20 protein-coding genes are annotated in these 21299 nt (G+C 72.9%); 10 read left to right on the forward strand and 10 right to left on the reverse strand.

The genetic code is table 11. The features are described 5' to 3' along the window. Positions 1-123: 123 nt before the first annotated feature. The 6 genes from gnd (at position 124) to IEX42_RS18285 (ending at position 6067) form a co-directional block, all read left to right on the forward strand. On the forward strand, positions 124-1575 hold the full coding sequence (gnd, locus tag IEX42_RS07275) for an NADP-dependent phosphogluconate dehydrogenase (protein WP_229660687.1): 1452 nt from the start codon (positions 124-126) through the stop codon (positions 1573-1575). Positions 1576-1623: 48 nt separating this feature from the next. Then, on the forward strand, positions 1624-2481 hold the full coding sequence (locus IEX42_RS07280) for an alpha/beta fold hydrolase (RefSeq protein ID WP_188779178.1): 858 nt from the start codon (positions 1624-1626) through the stop codon (positions 2479-2481). Between the two features lie 64 nt (positions 2482-2545). Beyond that, positions 2546-3694: an acyl-CoA dehydrogenase family protein gene (locus IEX42_RS07285; protein ID WP_188779179.1), complete on the forward strand. Its 1149-nt coding sequence runs from the start codon at positions 2546-2548 to the stop codon at positions 3692-3694. A 95-nt stretch (positions 3695-3789) separates the two neighbouring features. Continuing rightward, a complete protein-coding gene (locus IEX42_RS07290; RefSeq protein WP_188779180.1) occupies positions 3790-5034 on the forward strand; it encodes an MFS transporter in 1245 nt (414 codons plus the stop codon). A gap of 53 nt (positions 5035-5087) precedes the next feature. After that, the gene (locus IEX42_RS07295; protein WP_188779181.1) at positions 5088-5456 is read left to right on the forward strand and encodes a DUF427 domain-containing protein; all 369 of its coding nucleotides are present in this window, start codon (positions 5088-5090) and stop codon (positions 5454-5456) included. A gap of 23 nt (positions 5457-5479) precedes the next feature. Next, positions 5480-6067, forward strand: a complete 588-nt coding sequence (locus IEX42_RS18285) for a TetR/AcrR family transcriptional regulator (protein WP_188779182.1) — start codon at positions 5480-5482, stop codon at positions 6065-6067. A gap of 16 nt (positions 6068-6083) precedes the next feature. Here the strand turns inward: IEX42_RS18285 and IEX42_RS07305 are convergent, their stop codons facing one another. Genes IEX42_RS07305 through IEX42_RS07315 form a run of 3 tightly spaced genes read right to left on the reverse strand, consistent with a single transcriptional unit; the run spans position 6084 to position 8749 of the window. Further along, a complete protein-coding gene (locus IEX42_RS07305) occupies positions 6084-7604 on the reverse strand; it encodes an MFS transporter (RefSeq protein WP_229660688.1) in 1521 nt (506 codons plus the stop codon). A 34-nt stretch (positions 7605-7638) separates the two neighbouring features. Continuing rightward, the gene (locus tag IEX42_RS07310) at positions 7639-8142 is read right to left on the reverse strand and encodes an O-acetyl-ADP-ribose deacetylase (RefSeq protein ID WP_188779183.1); all 504 of its coding nucleotides are present in this window, start codon (positions 8140-8142) and stop codon (positions 7639-7641) included. 19 nt (positions 8143-8161) lie between these two features. After that, positions 8162-8749: a TetR/AcrR family transcriptional regulator gene (locus IEX42_RS07315; RefSeq protein WP_188779184.1), complete on the reverse strand. Its 588-nt coding sequence runs from the start codon at positions 8747-8749 to the stop codon at positions 8162-8164. A gap of 121 nt (positions 8750-8870) precedes the next feature. Here IEX42_RS07315 and IEX42_RS07320 point away from each other — a divergent pair, with 121 nt between their 5' ends. Continuing rightward, on the forward strand, positions 8871-10322 hold the full coding sequence (locus IEX42_RS07320; protein WP_229660689.1) for an MFS transporter: 1452 nt from the start codon (positions 8871-8873) through the stop codon (positions 10320-10322). Between the two features lie 218 nt (positions 10323-10540). On the opposite strand, the gene IEX42_RS07325 is transcribed toward IEX42_RS07320, so the two are convergent. From IEX42_RS07325 to IEX42_RS07335, 3 genes are read right to left on the reverse strand one after another with little or no spacing between them, the layout of a single operon-like run. Further along, positions 10541-11542 (reverse strand): DNA topoisomerase IB, encoded by a 1002-nt coding sequence (locus IEX42_RS07325; protein ID WP_188779186.1) that lies wholly within the window; start codon positions 11540-11542, stop codon positions 10541-10543. Position 11543: 1 nt separating this feature from the next. Beyond that, the gene (locus IEX42_RS07330) at positions 11544-12503 is read right to left on the reverse strand and encodes a hypothetical protein (RefSeq protein WP_188779187.1); all 960 of its coding nucleotides are present in this window, start codon (positions 12501-12503) and stop codon (positions 11544-11546) included. A gap of 18 nt (positions 12504-12521) precedes the next feature. Then, complete coding sequence (locus IEX42_RS07335; protein WP_188779188.1) at positions 12522-13739, reverse strand: SAM-dependent methyltransferase; 1218 nt, start codon at positions 13737-13739, stop codon at positions 12522-12524. Positions 13740-13969: 230 nt separating this feature from the next. Between IEX42_RS07335 and IEX42_RS07340 the strand changes: the two genes are divergently transcribed. Then, the gene (locus tag IEX42_RS07340) at positions 13970-14719 is read left to right on the forward strand and encodes a hypothetical protein (protein ID WP_188779189.1); all 750 of its coding nucleotides are present in this window, start codon (positions 13970-13972) and stop codon (positions 14717-14719) included. Here the strand turns inward: IEX42_RS07340 and IEX42_RS07345 are convergent. From IEX42_RS07345 to IEX42_RS07355, 3 genes are all read right to left on the reverse strand, one after another. Then, entirely contained in the window at positions 14650-15951 is a 1302-nt protein-coding gene (locus tag IEX42_RS07345) for an MFS transporter (RefSeq protein ID WP_188779190.1), read from the reverse strand. The two genes, IEX42_RS07340 and IEX42_RS07345, sit on opposite strands and share 70 nt — an antisense overlap. Then, on the reverse strand, positions 15951-16400 hold the full coding sequence (locus IEX42_RS07350; protein ID WP_188779191.1) for a MarR family winged helix-turn-helix transcriptional regulator: 450 nt from the start codon (positions 16398-16400) through the stop codon (positions 15951-15953). The genes IEX42_RS07345 and IEX42_RS07350 overlap by 1 nt, the downstream gene beginning before the upstream one ends. A gap of 179 nt (positions 16401-16579) precedes the next feature. After that, positions 16580-18019, reverse strand: a complete 1440-nt coding sequence (locus IEX42_RS07355) for an NCS2 family permease (protein ID WP_308422208.1) — start codon at positions 18017-18019, stop codon at positions 16580-16582. Positions 18020-18132: 113 nt separating this feature from the next. Here IEX42_RS07355 and IEX42_RS07360 point away from each other — a divergent pair, with 113 nt between their 5' ends. Then, complete coding sequence (locus tag IEX42_RS07360) at positions 18133-18429, forward strand: DUF2530 domain-containing protein (RefSeq protein ID WP_229660690.1); 297 nt, start codon at positions 18133-18135, stop codon at positions 18427-18429. A 15-nt stretch (positions 18430-18444) separates the two neighbouring features. On the opposite strand, the gene IEX42_RS07365 is transcribed toward IEX42_RS07360, so the two are convergent. After that, positions 18445-19218 (reverse strand): DUF3027 domain-containing protein, encoded by a 774-nt coding sequence (locus tag IEX42_RS07365; protein WP_188779192.1) that lies wholly within the window; start codon positions 19216-19218, stop codon positions 18445-18447. Between the two features lie 73 nt (positions 19219-19291). Here IEX42_RS07365 and IEX42_RS07370 point away from each other — a divergent pair, with 73 nt between their 5' ends. Then, complete coding sequence (locus IEX42_RS07370; RefSeq protein WP_229660691.1) at positions 19292-20710, forward strand: MFS transporter; 1419 nt, start codon at positions 19292-19294, stop codon at positions 20708-20710. Positions 20711-21299: the final 589 nt, after the last annotated feature.

Consider the following 21299-nt stretch of genomic DNA (forward strand, 5'->3'; position numbering starts at 1 on the left):
AGTCGGAGGTTAGATCCACGCGATGCCCAGCGGAAGAGACGACCCTGAGACGTGACCAGACCGAGGCGGACTCGTGACGAGACCGTGAGGAACAACTCCGCGACGCCGAGACTTGCGCCTGTCGTGACGAACGACGACACCCAGGCAAAGGCCGACATCGGACTGACCGGGCTCGCGGTGATGGGGTCCAACCTCGCGCGCAACATGGCCCGCAACGGCAGCACGGTCGCGGTCCACAACCGGACCACCAGCAAGATGACCGACTTCCTCGACCAGCACGGCGACGAGGGTGACTTCGTCGGCTCGGAGTCGCTCGAGGACTTCGTGGCGAGCATCGAGAAGCCGCGCGCGATCATCGTGATGGTCAAGGCCGGCGCCGCCACCGACGCGGTGGTCGACGAGCTGACCCCGCTGCTCGACGAGGGCGACATCGTCGTCGACGCCGGCAACGCGCACTACGAGGACACCCTGCGCCGCCAGCAGGCCTTGGAGGAGAAGGGCCTGCACTTCGTCGGCATGGGCGTCTCCGGCGGCGAGGTCGGCGCGCTCGAGGGCCCCTCGATCATGGTCGGCGGGTCGGACCACGCCTACGAGCGGCTGGGCCCGATCGTGGAGAAGATCGCCGCCCAGGTCGACGGCACTCCGTGCGCGACCCACGTCGGCCCCGACGGCGCGGGTCACTTCGTGAAGATGGTGCACAACGGCATCGAGTACGCCGACATGCAGCTGATCGCCGAGGCGTACGACCTGCTACGCAGCGTGCTCGGCCTCTCCCCCGCCGAGCTCGCCGGCATCTTCCGCGAGTGGAACGAGGGCGAGCTGGAGTCGTTCCTCATCGAGATGACCGCCGACGTGCTCGAGCACGAGGACGCCGAGACGGGCAAGCCGTTCGTCGACGTGGTCCTCGACCAGGCGGAGCAGAAGGGCACCGGCCGCTGGACGGTGCAGACCGCTCTCGAGCTGGGCGTTCCCGTCACCGGCATCGCCGAGGCCACCTTCGCCCGCAGCGTCTCGGGCCACGCGGAGCAGCGGGCCGCGGCGCAGGGGAAGTTCGGGGCCGCACAGACCGCGGGGGTAGAGGTCGACAAGGAGCAGTTCGTCTCCGACGTCCGCGACGCGCTGTACGCGGCCAAGGTCGTCGCCTACGCGCAGGGCTTCGACCAGATCGTCGAGGGGTCGAACACCCACGACTGGGACGTCACGCCGGGCGACATGGCCACCATCTGGCGTGGTGGCTGCATCATCCGGGCGAAGTTCCTCGACCGCATCCGCGAGGCGTACGAGGCCGAGCCGGACCTCACCACGCTGATGACCCAGGACTTCTTCGCCGACGCGATCGAGCAGGGCGAGCCCGGCTGGCGACGCGTGGTCGTGGCCGCCACCGAGTCCGGCGTCCCGGTCCCGGCGTTCGCGTCGTCGCTGTCGTACTTCGACGCGCTGCGTCGCGACCGGCTCCCCGCCGCGCTGATCCAGGGCCTGCGCGACAACTTCGGCGCGCACACCTACCAGCGTGCCGACAAGGACGGCACCTTCCACACGCTGTGGGCCGGTGACAAGTCCGAGGTCGACGCCTGACGCACCGACGACCAATGAGCTCGGCGGCCGCAGACGGTCGGTCGGTGCATGGAGCCTGAGGAGCAGTACCTCGACGTGGACGGCGCCCGGCTGTGCTGGCAGTCGTACGGCGACTCCGCCGACCCCTGCCTGCTGCTGGTCGGCGGCGCGGCCTGTGCCATGGACTGGTGGGACGACGACCTGTGCCGGATCCTGGCCGACCGCGCTCGGCGGGTCGTGCGCTACGACCACCGCGACACGGGCCGGTCCAGCTGCGACCCGCCGGGAGCGCCGACGTACGACGGCGGCGCGCTCGACGCCGACTGCGTCGCGCTGGCCCGGCACCTCGGACCGTCGCCCGTGCATCTCGTCGGGCTCTCGATGGGCGGAGGCATCGCGCAGACCGTCGCGCTGCGCCACCCCGAGCTGGTCGCCACGCTGACGCTGGCCTCGACCTCGCCGGTCGGCGGAGTCGACGCCGAGCTGCCCGGACCGCTGCCCGCGGTGGCGGCGACCTTCGAGGCGGAGCCGTCGGAGACCGACTGGTCCGACCCCGGCGCCGTGGCCGAGCGGCTGGTCGAGGCGGAGCGGCCGTTCGCGGGGACGCTCGGCTTCGACGAGGAGCGGGTACGCCGGACCGCCGCCCGCGTCGCGCAGCGCAGCGCGATCCCGGCGTCGGCCGAGAACCACTGGCTGGTGCTGGGGTCCGGCGACGGGGACGACCTCGACGTCACGCGGATCCAGGCGCCGACGCTGGTCGTCCACGGCGGCGCCGACCCGCTCTTCCCCCGCGCGCACGGGGAGGCGCTGGCCGCGGCGATCCCGGGTGCCTCGTTGGTCGTGCTGGACGGGGTGGGCCACGAGTACCCGCCGCCGCGCACCTGGGCGAGGTTCGCCGACGTACTCCTCGCGCACACCGGGGGGTGACGGCGGGCGCGGCCCACGGTGGGAGACTCGCCACGGACGGCGCAACGAGGCGAGGAGACTTCACGTGGACCTGCAGCTCGACGAGGACCAGATCCAGTTCCGGCAGCTGGCCCGGGAGTTCCTGGACAAGGAGGTCGTGCCCCACCGTCAGCAGTGGGACCGCGACGAGCAGGTCGACTTGGGGATCATCCCGAAGCTCGCCGAGATCGGCTTCTTCGGCCTCTCGGTCCCCGAGGAGTACGGCGGTGTCGGCGGCAGCCTGCTGACGTACGCCCTCGGCATGGAGGAGCTCGGCCGCGCCGACTCCAGCATCCGCGGCATCGTGTCGGTCTCCCTCGGCCTGGTCGGGAAGGTGATCCTCGCCCACGGCAGCGAGGAGCAGAAGCAGGAGTGGCTGGTCCCGATCTGCAACGGCGAGAAGCTCGCCTGCTTCGGGCTCACCGAGCCCGGCAACGGCTCGGACGCGGCCAACCTGCAGGCCAAGGCGGTCCGCGACGGCGACGACTACCTGATCTCCGGCACGAAGATCTTCATCACCAACGGCACCTGGGCCGACGTCGCGCTCGTCATGGCGCGCACCGGCGACAAGGGCCCCAAGGGCGTCTCGGCGTTCCTCGTGCCCACCGACCTCGACGGCTTCGAGCGGAACACCATCCACGGCAAGCTCGGCCTGCGCGGCCAGGCCACCGCCGAGCTGGTGCTGGACAACGTGCGCGTCCCGGAGAGCGCGATGGTCGGCGAGGAGGGTGCCGGCTTCAGGTACGCCATGGAGACCCTCGACAAGGGCCGGATCGGCATCGCCGCGTCCTGCACCGGCCTGATCCAGGCCTGCCTGGAGGAGTCGGTCGCGTACGCCACCCAGCGCGAGCAGTTCGGCAAGCCGATCGCGTCGTACCAGCTCGTGCAGGACATGATCGCGGAGATGTCCGTCGACTGCGACGCCGCGCGGCTCCTCTACTGGCGCGCGTGCGACCTGGCCGACCGCGGCGAGAGGTTCAGCACCGCGGCCTCGAAGGCGAAGCTGTTCGCCTCCGAGGCAGCGGTCAAGGCCTCGAACCTCGCCGTGCAGGTGCTCGGCGGGTACGGCTACGTCGACGAGTACCCCGTCCAGAAGCTGATGCGCGACGCACGCGTCATGACGCTCTACGAAGGCACCTCGCAGATCCAGAAGCTGCTGATCGGCCGCGCCGAGACAGGGATCAACGCGTTCTGAGCACGGCACGGCGTCGCACCTCCGGGCCGTTGCCGTCACCAGGCGGCGTGCCGCCGCTTTGACGTCGGCAGACAGGTCGGTCTAGTGTCGTCGCCATGAGTGAACAGACCGGTCTACCTATCTCGCGAGGACGCGCCACCGCCACCCTTGCGCTGCTCGCCTCGATAGCGGTCTCACTGCTGATGGCCTCGAGCGCGCCGACACCGCTCTACTCCGTCTACCAGCAGGAGTGGGCCTTCGGACCGCTGACCACGACCGTCGTCTTCGGCGTGTACGCCGTCGCCGTGCTCGTCGCGCTGCTGGTCGTCGGACGCGTGTCCGACCACGTCGGCCGCCGGCCGGTCCTGGCCGTGGCCCTCCTCATGCAGGCGGTGTCGATGGTCGTGCTGATCGACGCCACCGGGGTCGGCCTCCTCGCCGGCGCCCGCGTGGTGCAGGGACTGGCCACCGGCGCCGCGCTCGGATCGATCGGGGCGGCCCTCCTCGACGTCGACCGGGCCCGGGGCACGCTGCTCAACTCCGCCGCCCCGGCGGTCGGCACGGCACTCGGCGCCCTCGTCGCCGGCCTCATGGTGCAGTTCCTCCCGGCCCCGACCACGCTCGTCTACGCCGTGCTCCTCGCCGTCTTCGTGCTCCAGCTCGCAGGTGTCGCCTGGATGCGCGAGAGCGTCGGGCGCGTGCCCGGCGGCGGCCGCGCCGCCCTGCGCTCGCTGCGCCCGGAGATCGCCGTCCCGCGACGCCTGCGCGGCCCCGTGCTCACCGCGACTCCGGTGCTGCTCGCGGTCTGGGCCCTCGCCGGGTTCTACGGCTCGCTGAGCCCGACCATCGTCACGACGCTGGCCGGACACCGCTCATTCGTGCTCGGCGGCCTCGGCCTGTTCATCCTGGCCGGGTCGGGCGCGGTCACCGTCGTCCTCACCCGGGACGTGGGGGCGACCCGGGTGATGACCCTGGGCATCGGCGCACTGGTGGCCGGGGTGGCGCTCACGCAGGTGGCCGTCGGCGCCGACAGCCTGGTCGGGTTCTTCGTCGGCACCGCGGTCGCCGGGGTCGGCTTCGGTGCCGGCTTCCAGGGCGGGTTGCGCACGGTCGTCCCCCTCACCCGTCCGCACGAGAGGGCCGGCGTGCTCTCGGTGCTCTATGTCGTCTCCTACTCCGCCTTCGGCGTGCCCGCCGTGGCCGCCGGCGCCCTGCTCGCGCGCGGCGGTGGCCTGCGCACCACCTCGGTGGAGTACGCCGCCGCCGTCGCGGTCCTCGCCCTGCTCGCACTGGCGGGCCTCGTGCGTCGCCGCCGCCGCGCGGCACTCCCCGCGGCCGCCGGCTGCCCCGAGGCGGCATAGCCGGCGCTCCTGCCCGGTTGTGCTCCTGCACCCACCCCGAGAGGACACCTGAGATGACCAGCCGCCCCGTGAAGATCCCCGACGCGTCCCACCCGATCACCGTCGAGCCCACCGGACGCCGGGTCCGCGCCTACGCCGGCGACCGGCTGCTGGCCGACACCACCGCGGCCCTGACCCTCGAGGAGAAGGGCTACCCGCCCGTGCAGTACGTCCCGCGCGGCGACGTCGACGAGGCGCTGCTGACCGCGTCGAGCACGACGACGTACTGCCCGTACAAGGGTGAGGCGGCGTACCTCTCCGTGACCGGCGACGACACCCTGAGCGACGTCGGGTGGACCTACCCCGACGTCCACGAGGCGGTCGCGTCGATCGGCGACCACATCGCGTGGGACACCTCCCGCGTGCGGGTCGTCGTAGGCTGACCGGCGCGATCGAGGAGACGACGATGCCAGCGACGACGACCGGGGCCGCGGAGAAGCCGTGCGCCCGTGACCGGCTGCTGGCCGCCGCCGACGAGCTCTTCTACGCCGAGGGCGTGCAGACCGTGGGGATCGACCGGGTGATCGAGCGGGCCGGGGTCGCGAAGGCCTCGCTCTACAACTCCTTCGGCAGCAAGGACGCGCTGGTCCGGGCGTACCTCGAGGCTCGCCACGACCGCACCCGAGCCGCCGTCCTCGAGGAGGTCGAGCGTCACGACGACCCGCGCGAGCGGCTCGTCGCCGTGTTCGCGCGGCAGGCCCGTCGGCTGCAGGACGCCGACTACCACGGCTGCGCGTTCACCTCGGCGAGTGCGGAGGCCGTCGAGGGAAGCGGCGCCCGCGAGGCGACCCAGCGCTACCGCACCTGGCTGCGCGAGCTGCTCGCCGATCTGGCGCGGCAGGCCGGCGCGGCCGATCCGGAGGCGCTCGGACGTCAGCTGCAGCTGGTGTACGACGGCGTCGGCGCCTCCGGCCGTGTCGAGCACGACGAGGCCACAGGCCGCGCCGCTCTGTCGGCCGCGACCGCGCTCATCGACGCTGCGATCAGCCGCTGACACTCCGCAGGCGGTCTCAGGCCGCGTGCGCACCGCCGTGACCGTGCGGGTGCGGCGCCCCCCGGTGCTCCGGCTCGTGGTCCCCACCGGTGCGACGGCGCAGCAGGTCGACGAGCCCGATCAGCAGCGCGACGACCACCAGGCCGACGGTCGTGTGCAGGGACCGCGAGATCGCCTCGCCGTAGTCGCCACGCGTCGCGGCCACCTCGTCGAAGAACTGCGCCAGCACGACGGCCACCCCGACCGCCGACCCCATCCGCTGCGCGGTCTGCAGGAGCCCGCCGCCGGCCCCGGCCTTGGTGTTGTCGACCTCGTCGAGCGCGAGGGTGACGTTCGGCGAGATGACCATGCCGCTGCCGAGCCCCGCCAGCAGCAGGAACGGCGCCAGCTTCAGCCCGACGTCTCCCTCGACCAGCGGTACGACGATGTCGACGAGCACCAGTCCGACCGCCACGAGGATCAGGCCGACGACGACCAGCGCCCGCCCGAAGCGGTTGACCAGCCGGCCGGCGACGTACGCCGCCACGGCGGAGCCGACGGCGAACGGCATCTGCGTGGCGCCCGCCTGCAGGGCGGAGTAGCCCAGGCCGCTCTGGAGGTAGAGCGTCACGATGATGAACAGCGAGGTGAACCCGGCGAAGTACAGGGTGCCGAGCGTGATCCCGAAGACGTACGAGCGCACCTTCGCCAACGACAGCTCGACGAGCGTCTCCCGCGCCCGTGAGGCCCACCACCGCTCCCAGGCGTAGAACGCGACGAGCACGGCCGCCGCCACGCCGAGCAGCCACCACGGCCGCTGGGAAAGCGGCGCCCCCTGCTCACCCTCGACGACGGGCAGCAGCACCAGGAGGACCGCGATGCCGAAGAGCACGACGCCCACCGGGTCCAGCGACTGCTTCGGCCCGCGCGGGACGCTCGGCAGCCACTTCAGGGCGAGCAGCACGAGGATCACGCCGATCGGCGCGTTGACGTAGAAGACCAGCCGCCAGCCGAAGTCCGCGCCGCCCAGCTGCACCAGCAGGCCGCCGAGCAGCGGCCCGATCGCCGTGGAGACCCCGATCGACATCCCGAACAGCCCGAACGCCCGGCCCCGCTCCTTGCCCTTGAACAGGTTCTGGATGAAGCCCGACGTCTGCGGCGTGATCATCCCGCCACCGAAGCCCTGGACGATGCGGGCCAGCGCGATCCACAACGAGCTCTGCGCGGCGCCGCACGCGGCGCTGGCCAGCGTGAAGAGCACGACACCGGCGATGAAGACCTGGCGCCGGCTGCGGGCGTCGCCGAGGCGTCCCGCTGGCACCAGCATCACTCCGAACGCGAGCGAGTAGCCCGCCACGACCCACTGGATCGTCCGGTCACCCGCGCCGAGGCCCTCCCGGATCGAGGGCAGCGCGACGTTGACGATGCTGACGTCGAGCAGTGTCATCCCGCCCGCGACCAGGCACACGGCCAGCGCCTTCCAGCGCTGCGAGCGGTCGACCTGGTCACCCGCGAGGTCGTCCCGCTCGCCGCTGTCGCTCGTCGCCTCAGTCGCCACGGACGATCACGCTAGACCGGACCCGCAGGGGTGGTCAGAGGCGGCTGTCGAGCGCAGCGCGCAGGGCGGCGTGGGCGCGGGCGTCGTACCCGACGAGGACGGCGCTCTCCACCTCGGTCGGGGTACGACGCAGGGTGTCGACCGCTGCCGCCACGGCGTCGTCGAAGGGCCAGGCGTACACCCCTGCCGAGACCAGCGGGACGGCCAGCGTCCGGGCACCCACCTCGTCGGCCACGCGCAGCGCGTTGGCGTAGCACGAGACCAGCAGCGCGCGGTCGCGCTGACCGGCGGCGTAGTTCGGGCCGACCACGTGGATCACCCAGCGCGCGGGCATCTCACCGGCGGTCGTCCAGCCCGCCTGCCCCGTGGGGAGCCCGTGCGGGAAGCGCCTCTCGCAGTCGGCGAGCACCGCGGGTCCGCCGGCACGGTGGATCGCGCCGTCGACGCCACCGCCGCCGCGCATCGCGCTGCTGGCGGCGTTGACGACCGCGTCCACCGACTGCGTCGTGATGTCGCCCTGCGTGGCGGTCAGGTCCATGAGCGCCAGTGTGCGCGCCTCAGGCCCCGAGCGGCGCGACGGCCTCCATCGCCCGGTCGAGCAGGGTGCCGAGCGGTGTCGAGCACCCGGGCGCCGCCCACGCGTGGCGGGCGACCTCGTAGCAGGCGAGCGCGCTGAGCGTGACCGCCGCCGCAGCGGGGTCGTCGGCGCGGACGCCCAGCCGCTCGGCGACGGCCGGCACGAGCACGTCCGACCAGTGGTGCCGCCGCGACTCGGTGGCACCGCGCAGCGACGGCTCGTCCTCGAGCATCCGCTGCAGGGCGCGGGAGGCGTCGGCGTTCTCCTCCGAGCGACGCGCCGACCCCTGGAGGACCGCGCGCAGCGCACTCCACGCGGGCTCGCCCACCGGTCGGGCGGACAGGTCCGCGGCGAGGTCCTCGCCGGACTCCTGGAGCTGGGCGGCGACGAGCTCGTCCTTGCCCTCGAAGTAGCGGAAGAAGCTGCGTCGCGACATCCCCGCCGCCTCGGCGACCTGGTCGACCGTGGTGGCGTCGTACCCCTGGACGGCGAACAGCTCCCAGGCCCGCCGCATCACCTCCGTGCGCACGCCGGCGCGCGCGTGGTCGCGCAGCGTCGTCTCGGTCACCGGACGAACGATAGCAGTTGTGACACTCGACGCACCGATTGGCACCGAGTGCCACATGGGTCTATCGTCGCTCACGGTCGGAGATCCGGCCCGCCTCCCGCCCGAGACCCAGGAGCCGTACGTGCCCGGACAGAAGACCCGCGCGACCCACCCGGTCGCCACCGTCGCCGCCCTCTGCTTCGGCGGCCTGATGGCCGCCCTGACCCAGACGATGGTCATCCCGATCCAGGGCGAGCTGCCCAGGCTGCTGAGCTCGACGGCGGACAACACCGCCTGGGTCGTCACGATCACGCTGCTGTGCGGTGCGGTGACGATGCCGATCAGCGGCCGGCTGGCCGACATGGTCGGCAAGCAGCGGGTGCTGATCGGCAGCACCGTGCTCCTGCTGGTCGGCTCGGTGGTCGCGGCGCTGTCCAGCTCGCTGGCGCCGATGCTGGTCGGACGTGGCCTGCAGGGTCTGGCGATGGGCTTCATCCCGGTAGGCATCGCGCTGCTGCGCGCCGTCGTACCCCCGCAGATGGCGTCGACCGCCGTCGCCGCGATGAGCGCGACCCTCGGTGTCGGGGGAGCGATCGGCCTGCCCCTGTCGGCCTGGATCGTGCAGGTCGGCAACTGGCACCTGCTGTTCTGGATCTCCGCCGTCGTCGCCGCCCTCGTGCTGGTCGCCGTCGCCGTCCTCGTCCCGCACACCCACGACGCCGAGCCGGGCAGCTTCGACCTCCGTGGCGCGGTCGGCCTGGCCCTGGGCCTGGTGCTGTTCCTCGTCGGGCTGTCCAAGGCGAGCACCTGGGGCTGGGGATCCGGCCGGACCATCGGCTTCCTCGTCGGTGGGCTCGTCGTCCTGGTGGCCTGGGGCGCGATGCAGCTGCGCACCCGCGAGCCGCTGGTCGACCTGCGCAGCACCGCACGGCTCCCCGTGCTGCTGACCAACCTCGCCGCCGTCGCGATCGGCATGGGGATGATGGCGATGTCCATCGTCGTGCCGCAGCTGCTCGAGCTGCCCGACCAGCTCGGCTACGGGCTCGGCCAGACGATCCTGCAGGCCGGCCTGTGGATGGCGCCCGGCGGCCTGATGATGATGATCTTCTCGCCCGTCTCCAGCCGGCTGATCGACACCATCGGCGCCAAGGTGACGCTGATGGTCGGCGCGAGCGTCCTCGGCGCCGGCTACCTCGTCGCGCTGGCCCTGATGGGCACGCCGTGGCAGCTGATGATCGCCGTGATCGTGATCTCGACGGGCGTGGGCATCGGGTACGCCGCCATGCCCACCCTGATCCTCGACGCGACCCCGCCGCGCGAGGCGGCCTCCGCCGTCGGCGTCAACACGCTGATGCGCTCGCTGGGCACCACCGTCGCGGCTGCGCTGATGGGCACGATCCTCACCAGCTCCACCACTGCGCTGGGGCCCGTGCAGGTGCCCTCGGAGGGGGCGTTCCAGGTCTGCTTCGTCATCGGTGCCGTCGCCGCGTTCGTCGGTGTCGCGATCATCGCGCTGATCCCGCGGGTGCGGGGTACGTCGGGCGATGCCGCGGTCGGCGCGGTCCCCGAGACGGTGAGCGCCGCCGCGCACTGAGGTCGGCCGGCCGGTGCGGGTGGTCTCGACGTCTCGCTCGCTGCGCTCGCATCGGCTCGACCACCCACCGCGCTCCAGGTGATCGGCCCCGACCGAGCGCCAGCGAGCGCACCCCGAGGTGGTTGAGCAGCGAGCGCCAGCGAGCGCGTCGAAACCACCCACCGCCCCAGGTGGTTGAGCAGCGAGCGCGTCGAGACCGCCCGACGTCGGGCACCGGGTCAGGCGTCGGCGAGCAGCGCGAGGAGCGCCTCCTCCAGCGCGGACTGCCGGGCGGCGGCGTCGTCGTACTCCCGGCGGACGACGTCGCCGATGGTGACCCCGTCCTCGTAGCGGTCCACCACGCGCGGGTCGACGTACGAGCTGCGCGCGACGGTCGGGGTGTTGCCGAGGTACGCCGCCACCTGCTTCATCGTCGCGCTCACCGCGCGCTTGCGGGAGGCCTTCGTGTCGCCGGGCTCCTCGGTCAGGGCGAGGGCCTCCGCGGCGAGCACGGTGGCGTGCCAGGTGCGGAAGTCCTTCGCGCTGAGCTCCTCCCCCACCGCCGTGTGCAGGTAGTCGTTGACCAGCGAGGAGTCGAGGTCGAGCCACTCGCGCAGCTCCTGGTAGGCCAGCAGCCGCTCGCTGCCGCCGCGCCGGCGTCGCATCGACTCGACCGCCGCGATCGCCAGCGGGTCGTCGATCTCGATGCGGTGCTCGACACCCGACTTGCCGGTGAACGCGAAGACGAGCAGGTCGCCGGAGCGGCTCACGTGCCGCTTCTCCAGCGTGGTCAGCCCGAACGACTCGTGCTCGGCGTAGACGTCGTTGCCGATCCGGAAGTAGCCGAGGTCGAGCAGGCGTACGGCGGCGGCCGCCGCCCGCGTGAGCGGCATCCCCTCGACCGCCAGGTGCTCGAGGAGCGCGGCACGCGCCGCCGGCAGCCGCTCGGCGACCCGGGTGACCCGCTCGAACTTCTCGCGGTCTCGCTGCACCCTCCAGTCGGGGTGGTAGAGGTACTGGCGGCGCCCAGCGGCGTCGGTGCCGACCGCCTGGATGTGGCCGTTGGGGACGCGGCAGATCCACACGCTCTCCCAGGCCGGTGGGATGACCAGCGCCTTGATCCGTGCGACGTCCTCCCCGGCCAGACGCTCGCCGTGCTGGTCGAGGTAGGTGAAGCCGCGCCCCGACCGCTTCCGGGTCCACCCGGGATCGCGCGGGGAGACGGTCCGCAACCGGACCACCTCAGCGGCCCCGCCTGCGCAGCACCCACCCGAGTCCCGCGACAACGACCAGTCCCGAACCGAGGGCCGGCAACGTCCAGCCGTTCTGCTCGCTCACGTGTCGATCCTGCCCGTCGGCGGCCGTCGGCACATCGCCCCTACGGGCCGTCGGTGACCCGGTGAGCCGGCCCGGCAACCGCACCTCGAGGATCGGCTGCCGCACCCCCTCGGACCCGACCCGTACCCGGTCACCGGGCCCGACGGACAGCGACTCGCCCTGCGGCTGCTTCGGCAGCTCGACCGCGCCGAGCAGTCGCCAGCCGGGGACGGCGTAGACCGAGGCCGTGCCGTAGCCGCGCAGCACCACGCGGCTGCCGTCGGCGAGGAACGCCCCGTCGGTCGGGGTGAGCGAGACCCGCGCGACGGGCGCGAGCCGGTTGGGCCGCTGCGCGTCGAGCGTGCGGGGCGCGGCGTACACCTGCGAGGAGAGCAGCTGCTTGGTGACGACGTACAGGCGTCCGCTGCGCGGGTCCCGCAGCAGCGTCTCGGCGTCGTGGGCGCCGTCGGGGTAGACCAGGCGGTACGACGTCGCCCGCTCGGTGCGGTCACCGCGACCGACGGCGACCCGGCGCACGACGATCTCGTCGCGCGAGGACGTGTTGTCGCCGGTGTCCCCGACCCAGACGTGACCCGGCCCGTCGGGGGCGAGCGCCTCCACGTCGGTGGCCGTCCCCTCGCCGCCGTACGTCCGCACCCCCACCGTGCGGCACTGCTCGTCCAGCACGAAGACCCGGGCGGCGTCGCCGGAGTCGTTGGCGGTGACCATCAGGGAGCGGTCCGGGCCGAGGCCGTCCACCAGCCCGCTGGCCTCGTCGATCCTCGGGTCGCCGACCACGCAGCGGGTGCTGCCCGTCGCCGCCGGCAGACCGACAGCGGGCAGCAGCAGGGCGACGACCGCGGCGACGGGCCCGATCGGGTTCACCGGCGCCTCACCACCGGGTCAGCGCTCCAGCAGCTCGCCCAGCCGCGGCCTGATCCGCCAGGTCTCGGTGAGCATGTCGAGCTCGTCCCGGTCGGCCTCGCGCGGCGGCCGTCCGGTGCGTACGGCCCGCAGCAGGGTGTTGCGCGGCGTGTGCTGGCTGCCGACGAACTCGACGACGTCGACGCGGTAGCCCTCCAGCCGCAGCAGCGAGGCGCGCATCGCGTCGGTGAGGGTGTCGGCCAGCCGCTCACGGAGGATCCCGTCGCGGGTGAGTGCGTCGTACGGAGCGGGGGTCGGCGCCCGACGCAGCTGGGCGGCGACGTCGTGGTGGCAGCAGGGCGCGGCCAGCACGACCGGCGCCTGCCACCCGACGGCCCGGGCCAGGGCGTCGTCGGTGGCGGTGTCGCACGCGTGCAGGGCGAGCACCACCTCGGGCGCCGGAGCGACCTCGGCGTCGTCGATGCCGCCCTGGACGAAGTCGACGTCGTCCGCGCCGAGGCCGAGCTCCGTGGCCACCTCCCGGCCGTGGCGCAGCGACTGCGCCTTGGTGTCGACGCCGGTCAGGCGCACGGGCAGCCCGCGGGCGCTCAGGTGGGCGTGCGCGGCGAAGGAGAGGTACGCGTTGCCGCAGCCCAGGTCGACGACCCGCAGCGGGTCCTCGACAGTCGGGCGACGCAGCTTCCCGGACTCCAGCGCGGCGGTGACCGTGCCGTCGAGCAGCCGGAGGAACTCCTCGACCTGGCGGTACTTCGCCTGCCGTGCGGACCGCACCCGGCCCTGCGCGTCGGAGATGCCCAGCGCCACCAGCACGGGGTGGTCCTCGGGGAGCAGCCGGTCCTTGGCCCGGTCGTGGGACCGGTCCGGCGCGGTCTCCGCGGCCTCGCGTCGCGTCGTGGTGACCACGGCCTCGCCGGACTTGTTCACCCGGAGCCGGTGCACCTCGTCGAGCGTCTCCACCTCCCACTGCCCGAACCCGAGGTCGAGCAGGTCGTCGACGGCGTCGCGTGCCGCGTCGCCCGGCGCGTGGTTGGCGGTGAACGACTGGGTCGCATCGAACGTGACGCTCTGGAGCCGGCGCCCGGCCTTGAGGTCGACGTACCTCAGCTCGGCGCGCCGCCACGGGGGCTTCGGCGCGCCGCCGCGGCGGTGTCCCGAGGCCACGGCGCGCACCAGCTGCTCCTCGTCGAGGAGCACGCCGCGCAGCCGGGTCAGCGCACGGAGCAGCGGCTCGCTCATCTCCTCGCGCTCACTTCAGCAGGGCGGCGACGACGACGATCACGATGAGAGCGGTGAGCGCACCGGGGATGACGAGACGGCGGTACCTCGGGTTCACCACACGCTCCTCACCCGTCCCACTCTAGGCCCCTCGTCGGGGGGAAACCTGCCGCGGCTCTAGCGGTACGCCGCCGGTGAGCGCAGACTGAGCGGACCGGCACTCCTCGCTCCCAGCTCTCGGAGGTGGTCTGATGACCACGTCGTCCCGCTCGCCCTGGTCGCTGTTCGCACGCACGGAGCCGTCCGTCGGCCCCGTCCCCGACACCGTGCCGGTCCTCTCCCGCGGTCGGCACCGCTCGGCACGCAAGGGCGCCTGCTTCATGGAGATGGCCTCCTGGCTGGCCGGGGAGAAGTGGTCGGACCACCCGGCGTGCACGCACGCGCTCCTGGCGACCACGGCCCGCTCGGTCAACGACCACGTGGGCGACGACGCCCGGGCACGGATCGTGCCGCTGATCCCCGACGTCATCGGGCTGCGACCCACCGCACCCCGGCTCGACGCCGAGATCGCGCGCGACGCCGCCCTGCTCGCCCTCCCGGTGGCCTCGGCCAGCCGGCAGCGGGTCGCCGCCGTCGGGCTGCTGCGCTGCCGGCAGACGCTCAACCTCCTCGACGGCCTGCCGCTGGACGACATGGACGCGGAGACGGCTGCCGCGCTCGACCTCGTACCCGCCGCCCGGGACTGGGCCCGGCGGTTCAGCGTGATCGGTGAGACCGGTCGGGACTCGTTCGCCAAGCGCGGCGCGCCGGCGATCGTGCACTCCGCCGTCGTCGCGATCGCGCAGTCCACGGCGCGCGACCCCGACACCATGCTGGTCGGCCTCCTGGAGCGCACCATCGAGCGCTGCCGGGCCGCGGTCGAGCAGGAGGGTCAGGCGGCGAGCGCCGCCTCCTCGGCCTCGACCTCGACGCCGGTGCGCGAGCGCCTGCCCCTCCGGTAGCGCAGCCGCGGGCCGCCCGAGAACACCGCGACGGCGAGCAGCACCCCGACCACGGCGATCGCACCGCCGCCGATCATCGTCCAGCGCGCGCCGAGCGTGCCGCCGACCCAGCCGATGATGGGCGCTCCCACCGGCGTACCGCCCTGGAAGATCATCAGGTAGAGCGCGAGCACCCGGCCGCGCATCGCCGGCTGCGTGCCCAGCTGCACGTACGTGTTCGCGGCGTTCATCATCAGCAGGGTGGACAGCCCCAGCGCCGGGGTGAGCACCGCGAAGGCGAGGTACGTCGGCATCAGGCCCGCGGCCACCTCGAGGACCCCGAAGGCCAGCGCGGCGCCGACGACCAGGCGCATCCGCGGCCGGGTCGTCCGACGGGCGCCGATCAGCGCGCCGCTCAGCGAGCCGATGGCCAGGGTCGTCCCGAGCAGGCCGTACTCGCCGGCGCCCTTGCCGTACACCTGCGTGGCCATCAGGGCCGAGGTGATCTGGAAGTTCATCCCGAAGGTGCCGACGAAGAAGATCACGGCGAGGATCAGCATGATGTCGCGCCGGCCGCGCACGTAGGCGAGGCCTTCGCGCAGCTGCCCTCTCCCCCGGCTGACCGGCGCGGTCGGCGTCAGCTCCGCGCCGCGCATCGCTCGCAGCGCGAGGATCACCGTGAGGTAGCTGACCGCGTTGAGCGCGATCACCAGCCCGGTCGCCCGGACCCCGGAGCCGAAGGCGGCGATCAGCAGCCCGGACAGCGCCGGGCCGACGAGGCGGGCGAGGTTGAAGGACGCCGAGTTGAGGCCGACCGCGTTGGTGAGGTCCTCAGGCCCGACCATCTCGCTGACGAACGACTGCCGCGCCGGGGCGTCGAAGGCGGTCCCCGTCCCGAAGACGAAGGCGATGAGGTACACCATCCACGGCTGCGCCACGCCGGTCAGCGCGAGCACCGCGAGCACGCCCGCGGTGAGGCCCATGAACGCCTGCGTGAGCTGGAGCATCCGACGCTTGGAGATGCGGTCGGCGACCAGGCCGGCGTAGGCGGAGAACAGCAGGATCGGGAGGAACTGCAGCCCCGTGGTGATCCCCAGCGCCGTCGCCGCCTGCGCCTCGCTGCCGCCGTGCAGCTGGAGCACGAGCCAGTCCTGCGCGATCCGCTGCATCCAGGTGCCGGTGTTCGAGACCACGCCACCGAGGGCGTAGAGGCGGTAGTTGCGGACGTGCAGGGCGCGGAACGTGGGACTCATCAGTCGGCGTCGGCCAGCCTTTCGATCAGGGGTGCTGCCTCGCGGAGGACGGCGCGTTCGTCGGGGGTGAGCTCCGCCAGGCGGCGGGCGAGCCAGGCGTCGCGGCGGCGACGATCGGCGGCGAGCATGGCCAGGCCCTGCTCGGAGATGGAGACGAGGACCTGGCGCCGGTCGTCGTCCGAGGTGCGCCGGCAGACCAGCCCGTCCTCCACCAGGGCGGCGACCGTGCGCGTCATCGACGGGGGGCGCACCCGCTCGTGGTCGGCCAGCTGGCCCACGGTGCTCTCGCCCTCGCGGCGCAGCACCCAGAGCACGCTCAGCGCCCGTGCGCTGAGCCGGTTGCCGGGGTCGCGCTCGGCCACCAGCCGCCGCCGCAGCCGCATCACCGACATCCGCAGCTCCGAGGCGAGGCCGGCCCCGGAGCGGGTGTCGGCGCGCTGGGTGGTCATGTCGTTAGCCTAACTCATTACCTCGGCTAACTATTTCGCCTGACACAGGGTGGTCTCGACGTCCTCCCTCGCTGACGCTCGATCGGGCTCGACCACCTCGGGCGCGTGGTCTCGACAGGCTCAACCTCCGGTGGTCGAGCAGCGAGCGCCAGCGAGCGCGTCGAGACCGTCGACGTCGCTCAGGTGAGCAGGTCGCGTACGGGCTCGATCGCGAAGTAGACGACGAACAGCGCCGAGACGACCCACAGCAGCGGGTGCACCAGGGCCGCCTTGCCCTTGACCAGCTTGATGAGGACGTACGCGATGAAGCCGGCGCCGATGCCGACGGAGATGGAGTACGTGAACGGCATCAGCACGATGGTCAGGAAGGCGGGTATGGCGATCTCGACGTCGTCCCAGTCGATGCCCTTGACCTGGGTCATCATCAAGAAGCCGACCAGCACCAGCGCGGGGACGGCGGCCTCGCTCGGGATGACCTCGACCAGCGGCGAGAAGACCATCGAGAGCAGGAACAGCACGCCGGTGACCACCGACGCCAGCCCGGTGCGGGCGCCCTCACCGACCCCCGAGGCGGACTCGACGTACGACGTGTTCGACGACACGCCGCCGGCGCCACCGGCGATCGCCGCGACCGAGTCGACGACGAGGATCCGCTGGGTGTGCGGCGGCATGCCCTGCTCGTCGAGCAGGCCCGCCTCGGCGCCGATGGCCGTCATCGTGCCCATCGTGTCGAAGAAGTCGGCGAGCATCAGCGTGAAGACCAGCAGGATCGCGGAGACCACGCCGATCGAGGAGAAGCTGCCCAGCAGGTTGAACTGCCCGAGCGTGCCGAAGTCGGGCGCGGCGACCACCTTGTCCGGCAGCGCCGGGACGTTGAGGCTCCAGCCGAGCGGGTTCACCTTGCCGTCGGCGTCCTTCAGCGGCCCTGTGTCGGTCAGGGCCTGGACGACGATCGCGACCACCGTGCTCAGCACGATGGCGATCAGGATCGCGCCGCGGACCTTGCGCACCCACAGCGCGACGACCAGCACCAGCCCGATCGCGAAGACCAGGGTGGGCCAGCCGTCGAGCGTGCCGGTCGGGCCGAGCTGGACGGGCACGGTGGTGTTGGCGGCGTCGGAGATCCTGCGGACGAAGCCGGCGTCGACGAAGCCGATCAGCGCGATGAACAGCCCGATGCCGACCGAGATCGCCGTCTTCAGCTCCGCAGGGACCGCGTGGAAGACCGCCGTACGGAAGCCGGTGAGGACCAGCACCAGGATGACGATGCCCTCGATCACGACCAGGCCCATCGCGTCGGCCCAGGTCATCTGGGTGGCGACCGCGACCGCCACGAAGGCGTTGAGCCCGAGCCCCGTGGCCAGCGCGAGCGGGTAGTTGGCGACGACCCCCATGAGGATGGTCATGACCCCGGCGACCAGCGCCGTCCCCGCAGCGATCGCCGCGAGGTTCGGGGCCGAGCCGCCACCGAGGTACTTGCCGTCGGCATCCTGGGCGAAGCCGAGGATCAGCGGGTTGAGCACGATGATGTACGCCATCGTGAAGAAGGTGACGACGCCACCGCGTACCTCGGTGCCCACGGTCGAGCCACGCTCGGCGATCTTGAAGAACCTGTCCACGAGTGCGCATCCCACCACGGATTCGTGACGAACGTGTGACGGGTGCCCGCCCAGTGAGCCCCAGGGGCCCCGTCGAGACCCGGCGTGCGCGCACGGCGTGGTTGACTGCGGGCGTGACCGAGGGTGAGGAGCAGGTGCAGACCCACGAGATCGGGAAGCGCACCTACATCATCGCCGACGTCGACCCGCTCGACGTCGACGGCGTGCGCACGGTCGCGGTCGGTACGGCGCTGTGGGCACTCGGCTTCGTCCTCCTGCTGCCGTTCTACGGGCGCCTGAAGGAGGACGGTCACACCTGGTGGCTGTGGACCTGCGTCGCCGGCTTCGGCCTCGGTCTCGCCGGCGTGGACTACTGCCGCCGCCGGCGCCGCCACCGCATCGAGCACGGCGAGCCGCCGCCGCTGGGCTGACCGCGCCGCGAGCGCTCAGAACCGCTCGAGGTCCTCGGGGGTGAGGGTGTCGAAGACGGGGTCCGGGACGGGGAGCGGAAGCTGCTTGGTCCGCAGCTGGGCCTCGGAGTGGGCGCCGCAGCCGTGGCCGTACGACACCACGCGGCCGTCGTCGTTGGCGAACTCGTTGGCGCAGACGCCGAAGCTCGCGGAGAGCGGGCCGGCCAGTCGTACGAGGAAGCCGCAGGACCAGCACGAGTGCGGCGCCTGCTTGGCCAGCTGGCTGTCGGGCCCGTGGTCGGAGGTCAGCCACCGGTCGGCGGCCTGCTCACGGCCCTCGACGGAGAGCACGCGCGTGCGCCCCAGGCCGATCTCCTTCGCCACCGACCGCAGCTGCTGCCGGTCGTCGTCGGGCTCGTCGTCGTCGCCGGCGAGGAAGGTCGGCACCAGCCGCGCGTCGTCCTCGTCGGTGGGCAGCAGGTCGCCGGGTGAGAGGTCCCCGGACTGGATCCGCTCGCGGTAGGGCACCCACGCCGGCGCCACGATCGCCTCCGCGCCCGGCAGCAGCACCAGCTCGTCGAGGGTGTAGGCGTCCCCGGACTCGTCCGAGCCCGCCAGGGTGACCGCCCACTCCCAGCCCGGGTACCCGGGCTGGGTGCAGACGAAGTAGCACGTCACGGCGCCCTCGGGGGCCTCGACCTCGCTGCGGACGTGGTCACCGACGACGTCGGCCCCCACCTGCGCGACGAGGGAGGTACGAGCGGCACGCTCGAGCGCACCGTCGGCGGCAGGCTGGTCGGTGGGGGTCACGTCCGCCGAGTCTACGGGGAGCACCGACGTCCGGCGAGGTGCTCCCTCACGTCGACTTGAGAGGATGGACGACGTGCCTGCCGACCCGTACGACGACACCGCGCCCTGGCCGCGGGTCGACCAGGGTGAGCAGACCTCGCACGAGGGGCCCCCGCACGACAACGGCGAGTCGACCGCCCGGCGGGCGGCCGAGGCGACCACGCGCGGCGCCACGGCGACGGGTCGCGCGACCGGGCGCGCGGCGTCGTACGCCCTGCGCCGTGCCCGGACGGCCTCCCACGCCCAGGGTGCCGGTGAGTCCGGGCTGTCGCGGGTCATCGAGCTGCACGCCTTCAACGCCGCCGGCGACGCGGCCGTGGCGATCTCGCTGGCGGGAACGATCTTCTTCGCCGACCCGGGAGGCGCGCGCGGGCCGGTCGCGCTGTTCCTGGTGCTCACCATGCTGCCGTTCGCAGTGGTCGCCCCGCTGATCGGACCGTTCCTCGACCGGTTCTCCCACGGTCGCCGGTGGGCGATCGGCGCGACGTTCGCCGCCCGCGGGCTGTGCTGCATCGTCGCGGCGGACGCCGTCGCGTCGGGCTCGTTCCTGCTCTACCCGTCGGCGCTGGGGTGCCTCGTCGCCTCCAAGGCGTACGGCGTCGCCCGCGCCGCCACCGTGCCCCGGCTGCTTCCCCCCACGATGACCCTGGTGAAGGCGAACAGCCGGATCTCGCTGGCCGGCGTCGTCGGGGCCGCCGTGTCCGGCCCGCTGGCCGCGGGTGCGGCGCTGGCGGGCGGGCAGTGGTCGCTGCGCTACGCGTTCGTCGTCTTCGCCGCGGGCACGATCCTCGCGATCCTGCTCCCCGGTCGCGCGGACGCCTCGGCCGGGGAGAAGTCGGTGACGCTCACCGGGGAGCGCCAGAAGCTGCGGCTGCCGGTCCACGTCGCCTTCGCCCTGCGCTGCAACGCGGGCCTGCGGATGCTGTCGGGGTTCCTCACGATCTACATGGCGTTCCTGCTCAACCAGGACCCGTTCCCCGGGTGGGAGGACCGCCGGACCCTGCTGCTCGGCCTGGTCATCGGCGCCGCCGGTCTCGGCAACACGGTCGGACTCGGGCTGGGCAACCTGCTGCGGCGGGTCAACCCCACGATCACCGTGGTCGTCGTCCTGCTCGCCGACGCCGTCGCTGCGCTCCTCGTCGCGGTGTTCTACAGCCTGCCGACCGCCGTCATCTTCGGCCTCGTCGTGGGCATCGCCCAGGCCCTCGGCAAGCTCGCCCTCGACTCGCTGATCCAGCAGGACACGCCCGAGCAGTACCGCACCTCCGCCTTCGCCCGCTCGGAGACCTTCCTCCAGCTCTCCTGGGTCATCGGCGGCGCGATCGGCATCGCCCTCGACCCCGCCTGGGGCCCAGGCGTCGGCCTGGGCGTGCTGTCCGCGCTGATCGTCGCCTGGACCGCGTACGTCGTCCTCACCCGCCCGCGCGAGCGCGCCGAGCCCCGGGTCGGCTGACCTTCGCTCGTCTCAGCATCCGGCTCACGGTCGCAGGTCTCGACAGACGCTCACTCGCTGGCACTCGCTCACTGCTCGACCACCGTGGTCACCCGCTCCCCTCCCCCACCCAGCGCCAGCGAGGCCGACGGGGACGGTGCGGGGCGGAGGCGGTGCGGGCCGCAGGAGCGTAAAAGAGGCGTGGCGGCGCGCCGGCCCGAACCACAGGAGGCCGCGTCGCCGACACGGCGACCAGCGACGCGGCCCGCACCGACGCAGCCCCGACGACGACCCGGGTCACCGAGCCCGGCGCGACCCCGACCCACGGACACAGGTCTCGACAGACGTTCACTCGCTGGCGCTCGCTCACTGCTCGACCACCGTGGTCACCCGCTCCCCTCCCCCACCCAGCGCCAGCGAGGCCGACGGGGACGGTGCGGGGCGGAGGCGGTGCGGGCCGAAGGAGCGTAAAAGAGGCGTGGCGGCACGCCGGCCCGAACCACAGGAGGCCGCGTCGCCGACACGGCGACCAGCGACGCGGCCCGCACCGACGCAGCCCCGACGACGACCCGGGTCACCGAGCCCGGCGCGACCCCGCGCCAGCACCCGC

Origin of the sequence: Marmoricola endophyticus (genome assembly GCF_014644415.1) — a bacterium.
In the GTDB taxonomy this organism is placed as follows: domain Bacteria; phylum Actinomycetota; class Actinomycetes; order Propionibacteriales; family Nocardioidaceae; genus Marmoricola; species Marmoricola endophyticus.

Coding starts and splice junctions, on each gene's coding strand:
- IEX42_RS07345 (WP_188779190.1), bottom strand. CDS start 15,951: ATGAGTCCCACGTTCCGCGCCCTGCACGTCCGCAACTACCGCCTCTAC.
- IEX42_RS07350 (WP_188779191.1), bottom strand. CDS start 16,400: ATGACCACCCAGCGCGCCGACACCCGCTCCGGGGCCGGCCTCGCCTCG.
- IEX42_RS07340 (WP_188779189.1), top strand. CDS start 13,970: ATGACCACGTCGTCCCGCTCGCCCTGGTCGCTGTTCGCACGCACGGAG.
- IEX42_RS07295 (WP_188779181.1), top strand. CDS start 5,088: ATGACCAGCCGCCCCGTGAAGATCCCCGACGCGTCCCACCCGATCACC.
- IEX42_RS07290 (WP_188779180.1), top strand. CDS start 3,790: ATGAGTGAACAGACCGGTCTACCTATCTCGCGAGGACGCGCCACCGCC.
- IEX42_RS18285 (WP_188779182.1), top strand. CDS start 5,480: ATGCCAGCGACGACGACCGGGGCCGCGGAGAAGCCGTGCGCCCGTGAC.
- IEX42_RS07310 (WP_188779183.1), bottom strand. CDS start 8,142: ATGGACCTGACCGCCACGCAGGGCGACATCACGACGCAGTCGGTGGAC.
- IEX42_RS07280 (WP_188779178.1), top strand. CDS start 1,624: ATGGAGCCTGAGGAGCAGTACCTCGACGTGGACGGCGCCCGGCTGTGC.
- IEX42_RS07335 (WP_188779188.1), bottom strand. CDS start 13,739: ATGAGCGAGCCGCTGCTCCGTGCGCTGACCCGGCTGCGCGGCGTGCTC.